15 protein-coding genes and 1 tRNA gene are annotated in these 14,960 nt (G+C 66.6%); 8 read left to right on the top strand and 8 right to left on the bottom strand.

All coding sequences use genetic code 11. The features are described 5' to 3' along the window. Positions 1 to 49: 49 nt before the first annotated feature. Positions 50 to 958 carry a Ku protein gene (locus A5691_RS24430; protein WP_067753687.1) on the top strand — a complete coding sequence of 303 codons (909 nt, stop codon included), beginning with the start codon at positions 50 to 52 and terminating at the stop codon, positions 956 to 958. Between the two features lie 18 nt (positions 959 to 976). Here the strand turns inward: A5691_RS24430 and pstA are convergent, their stop codons facing one another. The 4 genes from pstA to pstS (A5691_RS24410) all read right to left on the bottom strand — a co-directional run bounded on the left by pstA (position 977) and on the right by pstS (A5691_RS24410) (position 5,288). Next, a complete protein-coding gene (gene pstA / locus A5691_RS24425) occupies positions 977 to 1,879 on the bottom strand; it encodes a phosphate ABC transporter permease PstA (protein ID WP_067753691.1) in 903 nt (300 codons plus the stop codon). After that, positions 1,876 to 2,874: a phosphate ABC transporter permease subunit PstC gene (gene pstC / locus A5691_RS24420; protein ID WP_067888273.1), complete on the bottom strand. Its 999-nt coding sequence runs from the start codon at positions 2,872 to 2,874 to the stop codon at positions 1,876 to 1,878. The genes pstA and pstC overlap by 4 nt, the downstream gene beginning before the upstream one ends. Before the next feature lie 6 nt (positions 2,875 to 2,880). Then, positions 2,881 to 3,996 (bottom strand): phosphate ABC transporter substrate-binding protein PstS, encoded by a 1,116-nt coding sequence (gene pstS / locus A5691_RS24415; RefSeq protein ID WP_067888270.1) that lies wholly within the window; start codon positions 3,994 to 3,996, stop codon positions 2,881 to 2,883. A 185-nt stretch (positions 3,997 to 4,181) separates the two neighbouring features. Then, entirely contained in the window at positions 4,182 to 5,288 is a 1,107-nt protein-coding gene (pstS, locus tag A5691_RS24410; RefSeq protein WP_067888267.1) for a phosphate ABC transporter substrate-binding protein PstS, read from the bottom strand. 311 nt (positions 5,289 to 5,599) lie between these two features. Between pstS (A5691_RS24410) and A5691_RS24405 the strand changes: the two genes are divergently transcribed. The 6 genes from A5691_RS24405 to A5691_RS24380 all read left to right on the top strand — a co-directional run bounded on the left by A5691_RS24405 (position 5,600) and on the right by A5691_RS24380 (position 10,971). Then, positions 5,600 to 6,391 carry an SDR family oxidoreductase gene (locus A5691_RS24405; RefSeq protein ID WP_067753703.1) on the top strand — a complete coding sequence of 264 codons (792 nt, stop codon included), beginning with the start codon at positions 5,600 to 5,602 and terminating at the stop codon, positions 6,389 to 6,391. Between the two features lie 105 nt (positions 6,392 to 6,496). Further along, positions 6,497 to 7,573, top strand: coding sequence for a diacylglycerol kinase (locus A5691_RS24400; RefSeq protein ID WP_067888263.1), 1,077 nt, complete (start codon positions 6,497 to 6,499; stop codon positions 7,571 to 7,573). A gap of 154 nt (positions 7,574 to 7,727) precedes the next feature. Continuing rightward, positions 7,728 to 8,954, top strand: a complete 1,227-nt coding sequence (locus A5691_RS24395) for an Nramp family divalent metal transporter (RefSeq protein ID WP_068019305.1) — start codon at positions 7,728 to 7,730, stop codon at positions 8,952 to 8,954. Next, positions 8,955 to 10,010: a poly-gamma-glutamate hydrolase family protein gene (locus tag A5691_RS24390; protein WP_068019300.1), complete on the top strand. Its 1,056-nt coding sequence runs from the start codon at positions 8,955 to 8,957 to the stop codon at positions 10,008 to 10,010. Between the two features lie 23 nt (positions 10,011 to 10,033). Continuing rightward, positions 10,034 to 10,858, top strand: coding sequence for an LLM class F420-dependent oxidoreductase (locus A5691_RS24385; RefSeq protein ID WP_082950483.1), 825 nt, complete (start codon positions 10,034 to 10,036; stop codon positions 10,856 to 10,858). Between the two features lie 40 nt (positions 10,859 to 10,898). Beyond that, positions 10,899 to 10,971: transfer RNA gene (locus tag A5691_RS24380), tRNA-Arg, on the top strand. A 202-nt stretch (positions 10,972 to 11,173) separates the two neighbouring features. On the opposite strand, the gene A5691_RS24375 is transcribed toward A5691_RS24380, so the two are convergent. From A5691_RS24375 to A5691_RS24360, 4 genes are read right to left on the bottom strand one after another with little or no spacing between them, the layout of a single operon-like run. Further along, positions 11,174 to 12,046 (bottom strand): NAD(P)-dependent oxidoreductase, encoded by an 873-nt coding sequence (locus A5691_RS24375; protein WP_067760400.1) that lies wholly within the window; start codon positions 12,044 to 12,046, stop codon positions 11,174 to 11,176. Positions 12,047 to 12,092: 46 nt separating this feature from the next. Next, the gene (locus A5691_RS24370) at positions 12,093 to 13,268 is read right to left on the bottom strand and encodes a thiolase family protein (protein ID WP_067760402.1); all 1,176 of its coding nucleotides are present in this window, start codon (positions 13,266 to 13,268) and stop codon (positions 12,093 to 12,095) included. Next, complete coding sequence (locus A5691_RS24365) at positions 13,265 to 13,693, bottom strand: Zn-ribbon domain-containing OB-fold protein (RefSeq protein WP_067783651.1); 429 nt, start codon at positions 13,691 to 13,693, stop codon at positions 13,265 to 13,267. The genes A5691_RS24370 and A5691_RS24365 overlap by 4 nt, the downstream gene beginning before the upstream one ends. 23 nt (positions 13,694 to 13,716) lie before the next feature. Further along, positions 13,717 to 14,514: an SDR family NAD(P)-dependent oxidoreductase gene (locus A5691_RS24360; RefSeq protein ID WP_067277377.1), complete on the bottom strand. Its 798-nt coding sequence runs from the start codon at positions 14,512 to 14,514 to the stop codon at positions 13,717 to 13,719. Positions 14,515 to 14,736: 222 nt separating this feature from the next. Here A5691_RS24360 and A5691_RS24355 point away from each other — a divergent pair. After that, the coding region (locus A5691_RS24355; RefSeq protein ID WP_156734817.1) for a helix-turn-helix domain-containing protein at positions 14,737 to 14,960 on the top strand (224 nt) is incomplete at its 3' end.

Genomic DNA, 14,960 nt, shown 5'->3' with positions numbered 1-14,960 from the left:
CGGCCCCGCGTCCTGTTAGCCGGCGAACAGTATGGGCATACTGACTTACATGCGCTCCATCTGGAAGGGCTCGATCGCGTTCGGGCTGGTCAACGTCCCGGTCAAGGTGTACAGCGCCACCCAGGACCACGACATCAAGTTCCATCAGGTGCACGCCAAGGACAACGGCCGCATCCGATACCAACGCGTGTGCGAGGTGGACGGGGAGGTCGTCGAATACCGAGACATCGCCCGGGCCTTCGAATCCGACGACGGCCAGATGGTCATCATCACCGACGACGACATCGCCACCTTGCCCGAAGAACGCAGCCGGGAGATCGAGGTGCTGGAATTCGTTCCGGCCGAAGAGGTCGACCCGATGCTGTTCGACCGCAGCTACTTCCTGGAGCCGGATTCAAAATCGTCGAAATCGTATGTGCTGCTGGCGAAGACGCTCGCCGAGACCGATCGGATGGCGATCGTCCACTTCACCCTGCGCAACAAGACGCGGCTGGCGGCGTTGCGCGTCAAGGACTTCGGCAAACGCGACGTGATGATGGTGCACACCCTGCTGTGGCCCGACGAGATCCGTGACCCCGACTTCCCGGTGCTAGACAAGGAGGTCGAGATCAAGCCGGCGGAACTGAAAATGGCCGGTCAGGTTGTGGAGTCGATGGCCGAAGAGTTCAACCCGGACCGCTATCACGACACCTACCAGGAGCAGCTCCAGGAGCTGATCGACGCGAAACTCGAAGGCGGCGAGGCCTTTACCACCGAGGAACAGCCGAAGGAACTCGACGAGACCGAGGACGTGTCCGACCTACTGGCCAAGCTGGAGGCCAGCGTGAAGGCGCGTTCGGGTGACGGCAAGGCTCCCGCCAAGAAGGCACCGGCCAAGAAAACGGCCGCCAAGAAGACCACCGCGAAGAAGACGGCGGCGAAGAAGACAACCGCCAAGAAGGCCGCGGCGAAGTCCTGAACCCGACCGGGCGCGTGCTCAGCGCCTGCGGGCCGCCAGGAACCGGGTCGCCGCCGCGATCAGGTTGATCACGGCGACCATGATGATCAGGCTCAGCGCCGCACCCCAGATGCGCAGGAAGCCGGCGTGCTCGGGATTGGTGAGTTCGGTGTAGATCAGCAGCGGCAGCGAGGCCATGTTCCCGTGGAAGATGTCGACGTTGATCGAGCGGCTGTAGCCCACCAGCACCAGCACGGGAGCGGTTTCGCCGATGACCCGCGCGACGGACAACAAGACGCCGGAGACGATGCCGGGCATGGCGATCGGGAACACGATCCGCAAGATGGTCTTCCACTTGGGTACGCCGAGCGCGTAGCTGGCCTCCCGCAGGTCGTCGGGCACCAACCTGAGCATCTCCTCGGCGGACCGCACCACCACCGGCAGCATCAGCAAGACCAGCGCCAGCGAGACGGCGAACGAGCTCTGCTGGAATCCCAGCGTGGCGATCCAGAGGCTGAAGATGAACAGCGCGGCGACGATCGAGGGCACCCCGGCGAGCACGTCGACCATGAACGTCGTCAGCCGTACCAGCCGGCCCGACCCGTATTCCACCAGGAAGACCGCGGTCATCAGCCCCAGCGGCACGGACAGCAGCGCGGCCACCCCGGCCTGCACCACGGTCCCGTACAGCGCGTGGTAGATCCCGCCGGCGAACTGCTCCGGCAGGATGCCGTGCAGCGAGTGAGTCCACCAACCCGTCCGGGTGACCGCGTACCAGCCCCGGGCTATCACGACCGACAGCACCCAGACCAGCGGCACCAGGGCGATGAGGAAGGAGGCGACGAAGAAGACCGTCGCCGCGTCATTCGTGAGCCGCCGCCGGACGCTGACGGGCCGGAACGCCTGTGCTTTGACCGGCCGGTCGAACACGTTGACCGTCATCCGTTGACCTTCCCGCCGGCGACGGCGCGGGCCAGCGCGTTGACGACGAACGTCAAGACGAACAGCGCGAATCCCGCGGCGATGTAGGCGCCGGTGGGCAGCGGTTCGCTGAATTCGGCTGCCGCCGAGGCGATTTTCGAGGCGAACGTGTAGCCGCCGTCGAACAGCGACCAGTTTCCGGGGCGGGCGGCGGAACGCAAGATGATCAGCACCGCCACGGTTTCGCCGAGCGCGCGGCCCAATCCCAACATGGACGCCGCGATCACGCCGCTGCGGCCGAACGGCAGCACGGTCATCCGCACCACCTCCCACTTGGTGGCCCCCAGCGCCTGCGCCGCTTCCATCTGTATGGGCGGGGTCTGCCGGAACACCTCACGCGATACCGACGTGATGATCGGCAGGATCATCGCCGAAAGCACGATGCCCGCGGTGAAGATGGTGCCGCCACCGGCCAGCGACACGTTGCCCTGCTTGAACAGGAAGAACCAGCCCAGGTGGCGATTGAGGAACGCCGCGACGGGCTCGATCTTGGGCGCCAGCACGAAGATGCCCCACAACCCGAAGATGATCGAGGGCACCGCGGCCAGCAGGTCGACGATCGCCCCGAACGGGCGAGCCAGCCGCTTCGGTGCGTATTGGGTGAGAAACACCGCGATTCCCACCGCGATCGGCACCGCCAGCACCAGCGCGGTGAGCGAGCTGAGCACCGTGACCATCAACAGGTCGCGGATGCCGAACGCGAGCTTGCCCGGCTCGGTGGTGCTGAATTGGGCACTGGTGAAGAAGTTCGCGTGGTTGGCCCGCAACGACGGAACGGCTCGAATCAGCAGGAACACCGCGATCAGCACGATCGCGGCCACGATCGTCGAACCGGCAGCGGCGGCCGCTGACTTGAACAGCCGGTCACCCCGCCGACCTGACGGTGTCCCCAGCGCCTTGAGCGCGGGCTTTTCCGTGGTCGACGGGCTGGCTACCGCTCCTCGGGTCACGACCACCTCAAATCACGTGATGGCGTTGATCGAAGCCGACAGTCTCGACTTGAACGAATCCGGGATGGGAATGTACCCATTGTCGGCCAGGCCACTCTGCCCCGCACCGATCGTACTTTGCAGGAACGCCTTCACCGCCGTGCCGACCTGGGAGTCGGGATACTTCGAGCACACGATCTCGTACGTCGCCAGCACGATCGGGTAGGACCCGGGCTGCGTCGGCTTGTAGAAGGAGAGCGTGTCCAGCACCAGGTCGTTGCCCTGCCCGCTGATCTTGGCGCCGGAGATGGTCTTGCCGACCGAGTCGGCGCTGATCGCCACGGCGTCCGGGCCGGCGGACGTGACGACCTTGGCCATGTCCAGTTTCTGCGCCTCGGCGAACGACCACTCGTTGTAGGTGATCGACCCTTCGGTGGCCTTGATGGCCGCCGACGTGCCGTCGTTGCCCTTGGCGCCCTCGCCGACACCGCCCTTGAACGTCTTGCCGGCGCCCTTGCCCCACGCGCCGTTCGAGGCGGCGTCAAGGTACTTCTGGAAGTTGTCCGTGGTCCCGGATTCGTCGTTGCGGAACACCACATGGATCGGCTCGGCGGGCAACGTGACACCGGAGTTCAGCGCCGCGATCGCCGGGTCGTTCCACGTCGTGATGGCGCCGTTGAAGATCTTCGCCGCGGTGGGACCGTCCAGGCTCAGCGAACTCAGGCCCTTGACGTTGTAGGTGATGGCGATCGGGCCGAACACCACCGGCAGGTTCCACGCCGGGGAGCCGCACCGCTGCTGCGCCGCGGCGTATTCCTTGGCCGCGAGCGGCGAGTCCGAGCCACCGAAATCCGTTTGGTTGCCGTTGAATTCACTGATTCCGGCACCCGACCCATTGGCGGTGTAGTTCAGCGTCTGGCCTGGGCAGGCCTGTTCGAAGGCGTTGACGAAGCGGGTCATCGCGTTGGCCTGGGCGGTCGACCCGCTCGCCTTCAGGGTCTTCTTTCCGCCGCAGCTGACCTTGCCCGACGGCGAGCCGCTCGTCCCGCCGCTCCCGCCGTTGGCATTGTTGTCGCTTCCGCACCCCGACAACGCCAGCGCAGCAGCGGTCAGGACGCTCAGCCCGGCACCGAATCGGTTGAGTTTCAAGTCACTTCCTAACGGTAGGGATGAAACGTGATTGGCGACGTTCTCTTAGCCGCTGTCCGGCGAGGAGCCGTCTCTCGCAGCAAGGAAGCTAACAGCAAGAAGGTTAACGTTGGGCAAATTGCCGTCGGCCGATTGTCGCTGGCCAAGGCGGCTTGCGGGCGAGCCGCACGCCGGGGCGGGAGGGGTCACGAAATTGCGTCGATTGCCGCCGACAACCTGGACTTGAACGACTCGGGAACGGGAATGTAGCCGTTGTCCGCCAGGCCGTTCTGCCCCGCGCCGACGGTGCTTTGCAGGAACGCCTTCACGGCCGCTGCGACCTGGGGATCCGGGTACTTCGAACAGACGATCTCGTACGTCGCGAGCACGATCGGGTAGGAACCGGGCTGGGTCGGCCGGTAAAAGGAGAAGGTGTCGACGACCAGGTCGTTGCCCTCCTCGGTGAAGTCCGCGCCTGCGATCGTCTTGCCCACCGAATCGGCGCTGATCGCCACCGCGTCCGGGCCCGCCGAGGTGACGATCCTGGCCATGTTGAGCTTTTGCGCCAGGGCGAACGACCACTCGTTGTAGGTGATCGACCCCTCGGTGGCCTTGACCGCCGCCGACGTGCCGTCGTTGCCCTTGGCCCCCTCACCGACACCGCCGTTGAACGTCTTGCCGACGCCCTTGTCCCAGACGCCGTTGGCCGCGGAATCCAGGTATTTCTGGAAATTGTCCGTGGTGCCCGACTGGTCGTTGCGGAAGATCACCCGGATTGGCTCGGCGGGAAAAGCGACGCCCGGGTTCAGCGCCGCAATGGCCGGATCGTTCCAGGCGGTGACGTCCCCCTTGAATATCCTGGCGGCCGTCGGACCGTCCAGATTCAGCGACGTCACTCCGTTGACGTGGTAGCTGATCGCGATCGGACCGAACACCACCGGCAAATTCCACGCCGGCGAACCGCAGCGCTGGCGCGCCGCGAAGTATTCGATGGGGGCCAGCGGCGAGTCGGACCCCGCGAAATCGGTTTGGTTACCGGTGAATTCACCGATTCCCGCGCCCGAGCCGTTGGGCGTGTAGTTCAGCGTCTGGCCCGGGCAGGCCTGCTCGAACGCCTTGACGAAGCGGGTCATCGCGTTGGCCTGGGCGGTCGACCCGCTCGCCTTCAGCGACTTGGCCCCGCCACAGGTCACCTTGGCGGCCGACGTGCCCGGCGCGGGACGTTCGCCCGCCGCGTTGTCGTTACTCCCACAGCCGGACAGCACCAGGACGGTCGCGGCGCTCAGCGCGGCGCCAAATCGATTCAGCCCCAATATGTTCCCCGACGGAAAAACTCGGACATGATCGCCACCATTCGATAGCCGTGCGCGCCGGCCAAACGGTCGGCACTAAGAGGCTAACGCCGGGTGAATGTTCTCGCAGTGGACGCGAGATGCGCCGAGCCCGTCCCGGCACGGTGTTCACACACAATTTCGACCGGCCGGTTCCGGCCGCCGGGAATGGGCGTGGGGCATTGCGCCTCCTCGCCCATATGCAAAAGTAGAACCTGTTCCAGAAATGCCGCATCCGACACGGCGCGGCTTGCTACCGTGTCGGCTGACAACTTGGGCGAAGAGAGGCCGCAATGATCCTGGACAGATTTCGTCTCGACGACAAAGTCGCCGTCATCACCGGTGCCGGCCGCGGCCTCGGGGCGGCCATCGCGCTGGCTTTCGCCGAGGCGGGCGCCGACGTCCTCATCGCCTCGCGCACGGAATCGCAACTAGAAGGCGTCGCCGAACAGGTTCGCGCCGCGGGCCGGCGGGCGCACATCGTCGCCGCCGATCTCGCCCACCCGGAGGCCACCGCGGAACTGGCCGGCCAGGCGGTGGAGGCCTTCGGGAGACTAGACATCGTCGTCAACAACGTCGGCGGAACCATGCCGAACACGCTGCTGACCACCTCGACCAAGGACCTCAAGGACGCGTTCACCTTCAACGTCGCCACCGCCCACGCGTTGACCGTCGCGTCGGTGCCCCTCATGCTCGAGCACTCCGGTGAGGGCAGCATCATCAACATCACCTCCACCATGGGCCGGCTGGCCGGCCGCGGCTTCGCCGCCTACGGCACCGCCAAGGCCGCGCTGTCCCACTACACCCGGCTGACCGCCCTGGACCTGTGCCCGCGCATCCGGGTGAACGCGATCGCGCCGGGATCGATCCTCACCTCCGCGCTGGACGTGGTCGCATCCAACGACGAGCTGCGCGCGCCGATGGAGAAGGCCACCCCCATGCGCCGGCTCGGCGATCCCGTCGACATCGCGGCGGCCGCAGTGTATTTGGCGTCCCCGGCCGGCAGCTTCCTGACCGGTAAGACGCTGGAGGTCGACGGCGGCCTCACCTATCCCAACCTCGACATCCCCGTCCCGGATCTGTGACCGCTTGACGCGCGAGCAGACGCAAACTCGCATGCGCGCCCCGCAGTTCATGCGACTTTGCGTCTGCTCGCGGTCATGAACCAACCACCCACTAAGGAGCCCGTCATGGGAATCCCCGTCGTCCAATTGGGCACCGGCAACGTCGGCGTCCACGCGCTGCGAGCGCTCATCACCAACCCGGCGTTCGACCTCAAGGGCGTCTGGGTGTCATCGGACGCCAAGGCCGGAAAGGACGCGGCGGAGCTTGCCGGACTTTCCGATTCGACCGGCGTGCTGGCCAGCGCCGACCTCGACGCCGTGCTTGCCACCGGACCGCAATGCGCCGTCTACAACGCGCTCGCCGACAACCGGTTGCCCGAGGCGCTGGAGGACTACCGGCGGGTCCTGGCGGCCGGCATCAACATCGTCGGAAGCGGCCCGGTCTTCTTGCAATACCCCTGGGAGGTCATCCCCGAGGAGCTCATCAAGCCCATCGAAGACGCTGCGCGCGAAGGCAATTCGAGCGTCTATGTCAACGGGATCGATCCCGGCTTCGCCAACGACCTGCTGCCGATGGCGCTGGCCGGCACCTGTCAGAACATCCAGCAGATTCGCTGCATGGAGATCGTCGACTACGCCACCTATGACAGCGCCGCCGTCATGTTCGACGTGATGGGTTTCGGCAAGCCGCTCGACGAGATCCCCATGCTGCTGCAGCCCGGCGTGCTGAGCCTGGCGTGGGGCTCGGTGGTGCGCCAGCTGGCGGCGGGCCTGGGCATCTCGCTCGACTCGGTCGCGCAGGAGTACGTGCGAGTGCCGGCGCCCGAGGACTTCGACATCGCGTCGGGGCATATCCCGAAGGGCAGCGCCGCCGCGCTGCGCTTCGAGGTGTTCGGCATGGTCAACGGCGACCCCGTCGTCGTCCTGGAACACGTCACCCGGCTGCGCGAGGACCTGTGCCCCGAGTGGCCACAGCCCGCCCAGCACGGCGGGTCCTACCGCATCGAGATCACCGGCGAACCGTCCTACGCCATGGACATCTGCCTGAGCAGCCGCAAGGGCGACCACAACCACGCCGGGCTGGTCGCCACCGCGATGCGGGTGGTCAACGCGATTCCGGCCGTGGTGGCCGCCGAGCCGGGAATCGTGACGACGCTCGACCTGCCGCTGATCACCGGCAAGGGGCTCTACCTGCCCGAGTAGGCGGCCGCACCCGCGGGTATAGCAGGGTGCACGTGGGACGAGGGCGTCACCGGCGCCCGGCGAGACGTGGACCACCAGTGGGTGTCCTTCGGCGTGCCCACAGTGTTCGGCTAACCTCACTTTCTTATTCGGCCGTATGAATCGAGGGTGCACGTTGACGCAGAGCAGCCAGGCCACGCTCAAGAGCAGCTGGTATCTGCTCGGGCCTGCCTTCGTCGCCGCGATCGCCTACGTCGATCCGGGCAACGTCGCCGCCAACGTCAGCTCCGGCGCCCAGTTCGGGTACCTGCTGCTGTGGGTCATCGTGGTGGCCAACGCGCTGGCCGGCCTGGTGCAGTACCTGTCGGCCAAGCTCGGCCTGGTGACCGGACGCTCGCTGCCCGCGGCCATCGGCAAGCGGATGAGCCGCCCGGTCCGGCTGGTCTACTGGGCTCAGGCCGAACTGGTGGCGATCGCGACGGATATGGCCGAAATCGTCGGCGGCGCAATAGCATTGCGGATCCTGTTCGACTTGCCGCTGCTGCTCGGCGGGGTCATCACCGGGGTGGTGTCCCTGCTGCTGCTGGCCATCCAGGACCGGCGCGGGCAGATCATCTTCGAGCGTGTCATCACCGGACTGCTGCTGGTCATCGCCATCGGGTTCGCGGCCAGCTTCTTCGTGAAGACCCCGCCGCCCGACGCCGTGCTCGGCGGGCTGGTGCCGCGATTCCGGGGCACCGAGAGCGTCCTGCTTGCCGCCGCCATCCTGGGCGCCACCGTGATGCCGCACGCGGTGTACATGCATTCGGGCCTGGTGCTTGACCGGCACGGGCATCCCGCCGAGGGCGCGCATCGACGCCTGCTGCTGCGGGTGACCCGGTTGGACGTCGTGCTGGCGATGGCCGTCGCGGGAACGGTGAACGCCGCGATGCTGCTGGTCGCCGCGATCAACCTGCAGCACCGCGACATCAGCGCGTCCATCGAGGGCGCCTACTCCGCGATCCACCACACGCTGGGCCCGACCATCGCGGTGCTGTTCGCCGTGGGGTTGCTGGCGTCCGGGCTGGCCTCGTCGTCGGTGGGCGCCTACGCCGGCGCCATGATCATGCAAGGCCTGCTGCACCGCCGGATCCCGATGCTGCTGCGCCGCTTGATCACCGTGTGCCCCGCCCTGGCGATCCTCGCGTTCGGCTTCGACCCCACGCGCGCCCTGGTGCTCTCTCAGGTCGTGCTGTCGTTCGGCATACCGTTCGCGGTCCTTCCCCTGGTGAAGCTGACCAGTGACCGCGCGCTGATGGGTGACGACACCAATCATCGCGTCACGACGATTATTGGCTGGGCCGTCGGCGTAATGATTAGTCTGCTTAACGTGGTGCTCATCTGGCTGACGGTGACCGGCTAAATGCCGGCCCGCCGGCATGCCTACTTCGCATATGGCTCGAACCTGTGCGTCAGGCAGATGGCGCTGCGGTGTCCCGACGCCGCCGATCCGCGGCCGGCCGTCCTGTCCGATCACGACTGGTTGATCAACCAGCGCGGTGTGGCCACGGTCGAACCGTGCGCCGGCAATCAGGTGCATGGCGTGATCTGGCAGATCTCCGACGGTGACCTGGCGACCCTCGACAGCGCCGAAGGCGTGCCGGTGCGCTACCGGCGGGACCGGCTGACCGTGCACAGCGACGTCGGGCCGGCGCCGGCGTGGGTCTACATCGACCATCGCGTGACACCGGGTCCGCCCCGGCCTGGCTACCTGCCCAAGATCATCGACGGTGCCGTTGAGCATGGTTTGCCGCCACGCTGGATCGACTTCTTGCGCCGCTGGGATCCCGCACGCTGGCCGCGGCGTGCGTTGGCGTCCGGGCCTGCGCCGCAATCCCTTTCAGCGTTGCTGAGTGAACCCGGGGTGAGCGAGGCCAGCCAATTGCGTTCGCGCTTCGGCTTCCTCGCCATCCACGGCGGCGGGCTGGAGGAGATGACCGACGTGATCGCCGAACGCGCGGCCGACGCCGCCGACGCGTCAGTGTACGTCCTGCGTCACCCCGACCACTACCCGCACCACCTGCCGTCGGCGCGATTCGACCCGGCCGAGTCACCACGGCTCGCCGAATTCCTCGACCACGTCGACGTTGCGGTGTCGCTGCACGGCTACGGCCGCATCGGGCGGAGCACCCAGCTGCTGGCCGGCGGGCGCAACCGTGAGTTGGCCGCGCACCTGGCCCGGCACATCCAGTTGACCGGCTATCAGGTGATCACCGACCTCGAGGACATCCCGCCGGAGTTGCGCGGGCTGCATCCGGGCAACCCGGTGAACCGGGTGCGCGACGGCGGTACCCAGCTGGAGCTGTCCCCGCGCGTGCGCGGCATCAGCCCGCGCAGCCCGTTGCCCGGCGGTGACGGGCTGTCACCGGTGACCAGCGCCCTGGTGCACGGCCTGGCGGAAGCGGCTCGTAGCTGGTAATTGTCCTCATCTGTTGAATGGAGTTGTTGGTGGCCAAGGATTTTCGTTTCGGAATGAGCATGCGCTTCATCAAATCGCGCGAGGCATTCGTCGAGAAGGTGAAGCGTGCCGAAGACGTCGGATTCGACATTCTCTGTGTGCCGGACCATTTGGGGGCGGCCTCCCCGATCGCCGCGCTGACCGCGGCCGCCATGGTCACCACACGACTCAAGCTCAGCATGTATGTGCTCAACGCCGCCTTCTACAAGCCGGCCCTGCTCAGCCGGGACCTCGGCGACGTGGACAAGCTGAGCGACGGCCGTCTCGAGATCGGGCTTGGAACCGGTTACGTGCGAGAGGAATTCGAGGCGGCCGAGCTGCCGTATCCCAGCGCAGGCGCGCGGGTCGACTACCTGAAACACATGACGGTCTATCTCGAAGAGCATCACCCGAAGACGCCGATCCTCATCGCCGGCAATGGCGACCGGGTGTTGACCATCGCCGCCCAGCACGCCCACCTCATCGGGCTGACCGGTTCGCGGGTGAAGGAGGCCGACGATCCGCTGACCGAACGTATCGAGTTCGTCCGCAGCGCCGCCGGCGACCGATTCGACTCGCTGGAGTTGAACCTGGCGATCACCGCTCTGCCGGCCGAAGGTGAGACCATGCCTGACCTGAGGATGACCCGGCAATATGCCCCGGAGCTGTCCGACGAGGAGCTGCTCGAGCAGACCTCGGTGCTGAGTGGGACGCCGCGTGAGATGGCCGACCGGCTGAACTTCTACCGCGAGAAGTACGGGGTCACGTCCGTCACAGTGCAGGACAACCACATCAAGAACTTCGCGAACGTCATCGCGGAGCTGCGCTGAGCCCGTCGGTGCGCACGCGGCCGGTAAGCTCAGGCGGTCCGCCCTCGTAGCTCAGGGGATAGAGCACGGCTCTCCTAAAGCCGGTGTCGCAGGTTCGAATCCTGCCGGGGGCACTCAAGGCCTGCTATGACCTCGGCTGATGTGTGACATTTCGTCTTCGGCTGATGGGTGACAGTGTTTCGGTTGATGCGTGACACCTACTTCGGTTGATCCGTGACACTCCCTGGATGAGGGAGTTGAGCGTGGCCGAGCAGAGGTATCAGGCCGTGATGGATCGGTGGATAGGTCGCGTCGACCAGCCTCGCCAAGTCTTGATCACTGAGACTCGGTCGCAGCGGCGTGGGGCACGCCGAGCCCTTCGGCGAGATCCCGCAGAGCGATCTGCGCCAGCGGCAGGTCGACGCCCACCTCGCCGCCGAGGCCGAGCGCCAGGCTGAGATCCTTTTCTCCCAATTCCCGGGTGTGCAGGAAGGGCTGGTAGAGGAAGTGATCCGGGGCCAGCGGCCTGCTCATGTCGTCGCGGAACATCATCGCTCCGGTGCCGCCGCTGTGTGCGTCAGTGTGGCGCACGACCCGGCTGAACGCTTGCACATCAAGACCCGCCAACTCAGCGAGCTTCATCGCTTCGCAGGCGGCCGCAAAAGAGGTGAAAGTCAGCATGTTGCGCGCCAGCTTCATCCGGGTCCCCGAGCCGGGTGCTCCCGCGTGAACCACCATCGACGCCCACTGCTTGAAGGCCGGCTTGACGCGCTCGTAGACGTCCCGTTCGGCACCCACCATGACAGCCAGGTCACCCGTCTTCACCGCTTCCACGCCGCCGCTGACCGGTGCATCGATGACGTGAATGCCGGTCGGCTCCAGTTCGGCCGCGAGTTCGACTGCGGTTCTGTGGTCTATCGTCGAGTGGATCGCGATGACGGTGCCGCGCTTGGCTCGCGGGGCGAGCCGTGCCACCACGTCGCGCACTTGCTCGTCGTTCAGCACCATGACACTGATGATGTCCGCGGCCGCCACATCATCCACGGTGCCGGCGACCTGCACTCCCGCGTCGGCGAATGACGTTGTCGCATCCGGCCTTACGTCGAAAACGATCAACCCGCCCGGCCAGCCGACCAGCCGCTTGGCCATGGGCGCACCAAGATTGCCCAGCCCGATGAAGCCCAACTTCGGCGCCTGATCTTCGGCCATCAACTGCCTCCTCGGAGTCGCATGATCATTGTGCACGACGGCATGCTCAGGCCCGCCGCAGCAGCATCGCGGTGGTGCCGCTGTTGGCCGCCCCGACACCGACCGCGGCCAGCTTCGCGCCGTCGACCTGTCGCGCGGCCGCCTCGCCACGGATCTGCAGGCACGCTTCATGCAGATGCCCGAAGCCGTGCAGACGTCCTCCGGATAGCTGCCCTCCGGCAGTGTTGATGGGTAATTGTCCGCCCAGCGAGATGCGCCCCGGATCGGCGACCCACGCGCCGGATTCGCCGACCGGGCAGAAGCCGAAGTCCTCCAGCCAGCAGAGCACAAAGACACTGAACCCGTCATACAACGAGGCCACGTCGACGTCGGCGATGGTGAAGTCGGTGCGATCCCAGATCGTGGACCAGCGCGAACTGATGCGGGTGATGTCTTCACCTCCCTCCCAGGTGAACCGGTCGTGGTGGGCGCAGTCGAGGGCCTCGACCGCCACCCCCGGGTGGTCCAGCCCCGCGACGTGCTCGGCACGCGAAACGACGAATGCGGTCGCCCCGTCGCAGGCGATGTCACAGTCCAACATGCACAACGGGTCGGAAACCATGCGCGCGCCCAGATAGGCGTCCAGGTCGAGTGGGTCGCGATAGATCGCCGTGGGGTTGCGGGCGGCGTGGGCCCGTTGCGCGATGGCTATCGACGCGAGTTGCTCCCGAGTCAGGCCGTACCGCAGCATTCGCGCGCGAATCTGCAGCGCCGCCAGGTTGGCCGCCGTCGCACCAAATGGCATCTGCCAGCCCAGCATCCCGGCGGGGCGGCCGCCGCCAGACCCGTACCCCTTGCGCCGGCCGGCGCCCTGAGCCGTGCCCTCCCAGATGCTGCGCCAACACAGGACGTGGTCGGCAAGCCCGCCCGCGACAGCGAGCATTGCGTCCACCACGGCGCCCAGCTGCCCGGGGGATTCCACTCCCCCGGCGACCCAGTTCGGCTGGATTCCCAGCGCGTCGTGGATGTCCCGCAACGACGCCCCCGAGAACCCGACGCCCGGTTGCGACGACCCGGGATATGTTGTGAGCCCGTCGATGTCGGCCAACGACAGACCCGCGTCGGCAACCGCGGCCAGACACGCTTCGGCGGTCAGCTCCAGCGGATCCCGCCCCAGCCGGCGGCCGATTGCCGACTGACCGATACCGCTGATGACCGCCCGATCGGTCACCCCGTTATTCACCAGCGCTCCGGCTCGAACAATGGAATGAACACCTCGTCTTCACCGTCTAGGCATCGATCGAACGTGACGCGAACGGGCATGTTCGCGGTGACCTCGGCGGGATGAACGTTCACCAGGTTGGTCAGCAGGCGTGCCCTCCTGTCCTCGACCGGAGTGACGAATGCGATCAGATAGGGCGGCGCGAACCCCGGGAACCACTGATGGCGATTCACCGTCCAGGACTCGACGAACCCGCGGCCGCTGAGGTCGACATACTCGGTCGCCGCGTGGTCGGCAGGGCACAGCAGCGCGGGCGGGTGACACAGCCGCCCGCAGTCGGTGCAGCGTTGCATGCGCAGCACTCCGTCGGCGCCGGCGGTCCAGAAGGGCCGACTTAGAGCCGTCAGCGCCGGAACCGGCCGGGAAGTGTCTGGTATGTGAGTCATGGGGTATATAGGCGATTCGACTGCTAGCCAAACACTCCCGGCGATTGCGAGTAGTCCACCGTCGACAGTTCGGTCATGCCCCCATCGACGTGGAGCACCGTGCCGGTCACGAACGCCGCGTCGTCCCCGGCGAGGAAGGCCACGGCGGGCGCGATCTCCACGGGGCTGGCGCCGCGCTTCATCGGCGAAGCCGCGGCCGTCCGCGTGTAGTTGTCCCATTCGGTGCCGATCAGTTTCTCCTGGGCCTCCGTAAGGGCGAACGGGCACACCGCGTTGACGCGGATGCGGTGGCGAGCCCACTCGTTGGCGGCCACCTTGGTCAGCGCCGCCACCGCGCCCTTGGCCGCCGAGTACGGAGCGGTGTAGGCGATGCCGGCGAGGGCGGAGCCCGACACGAAGTTGATCACCGACGCCCGCCCCGACTCGCGCAGGAACGGAAAGCAGAGCTGCATGAACCGGAACGTAGCCTTGGGCCCCGTGGCCTCGGAAAGCTCCCAATCCTTATCGGTGACCAATTCCAGCGCCTTCGGCATCGCGAAGAACTGCGCCGCGTTGACCAAGACGTCGATGCGGCCGCCCCCGGTTTCCGCCGCCTCCTGAACGGCGGCTTCAATCGCATCGCGGTGGGCGACGTTGGCCCTGATGAAGGAGGCCCGCCCGGAATTGCCCCGAATTCGCTCGACGCGCTCAAGGCCCTTCTCCCCGTTGAGATCGACGATCGAAACGTGAGCGCCCAGGCTGGCCAACTCCTCGGCGATGGCCCCGCCCAACCCCTGAGCCCCGCCGGTAACCAGCGCGTATCTGTCCTCGAGACGAGACAAGACCACTCCTTGCTGCGATGTAACAATGGAACATTAAGCGTTCAATTATCCAATGATTGCAGATCGCCGCGGCGGTGCCTAGTACACCCGCCTCGACCCCCGCGTGCGAACGATCCGGGGGTGCGGCCGTCTTCGCAGGGCCGGTGCGGCTCCCGGGCGCAAAGCCGCACGTCGCGTAGCATGAAGAGCTGAGATCACCGCCCTTGGCCTCGTAGGAGTGAGATGTTGACTGATCCGGTCACCAGCGAATCGGCGGCCCGCGCCGACGTCGACCGCCGTGACCAGATTCTCGACGCGGCAAACGAATGCTTCGCCCAGCTGGGCATCCAGCGCACCAGTGTGCAGGACGTGGCGCGCATGGCGAAGGTCTCGCGGGGCACGGTGTACCGGTACTTCGTCGATCGCGATGTCCTGATCGAAGCCGCCATCGAATTCGGTGCGCAGCG

Origin of the sequence: Mycobacterium sp. E183 (assembly GCF_001667735.1) — a bacterium.
In the GTDB taxonomy this organism is placed as follows: Bacteria; Actinomycetota; Actinomycetes; order Mycobacteriales; family Mycobacteriaceae; genus Mycobacterium.
The sequence above is the reverse complement of the archived record's forward strand: the minus strand, read 5'-3'. Positions and strand labels throughout refer to the sequence as shown.

Bases quoted from the DNA above. Each gene is read 5' to 3' on its own strand.
- A5691_RS24365 (WP_067783651.1), bottom strand. From the start codon at position 13,693: ATGACTCACATACCAGACACTTCCCGGCCGGTTCCGGCGCTGACGGCT.
- A5691_RS24375 (WP_067760400.1), bottom strand. From the start codon at position 12,046: ATGGCCGAAGATCAGGCGCCGAAGTTGGGCTTCATCGGGCTGGGCAAT.
- A5691_RS24400 (WP_067888263.1), top strand. From the start codon at position 6,497: ATGGGAATCCCCGTCGTCCAATTGGGCACCGGCAACGTCGGCGTCCAC.
- A5691_RS24430 (WP_067753687.1), top strand. From the start codon at position 50: ATGCGCTCCATCTGGAAGGGCTCGATCGCGTTCGGGCTGGTCAACGTC.
- A5691_RS24390 (WP_068019300.1), top strand. From the start codon at position 8,955: ATGCCGGCCCGCCGGCATGCCTACTTCGCATATGGCTCGAACCTGTGC.
- pstA (WP_067753691.1), bottom strand. From the start codon at position 1,879: ATGACGGTCAACGTGTTCGACCGGCCGGTCAAAGCACAGGCGTTCCGG.
- A5691_RS24405 (WP_067753703.1), top strand. From the start codon at position 5,600: ATGATCCTGGACAGATTTCGTCTCGACGACAAAGTCGCCGTCATCACC.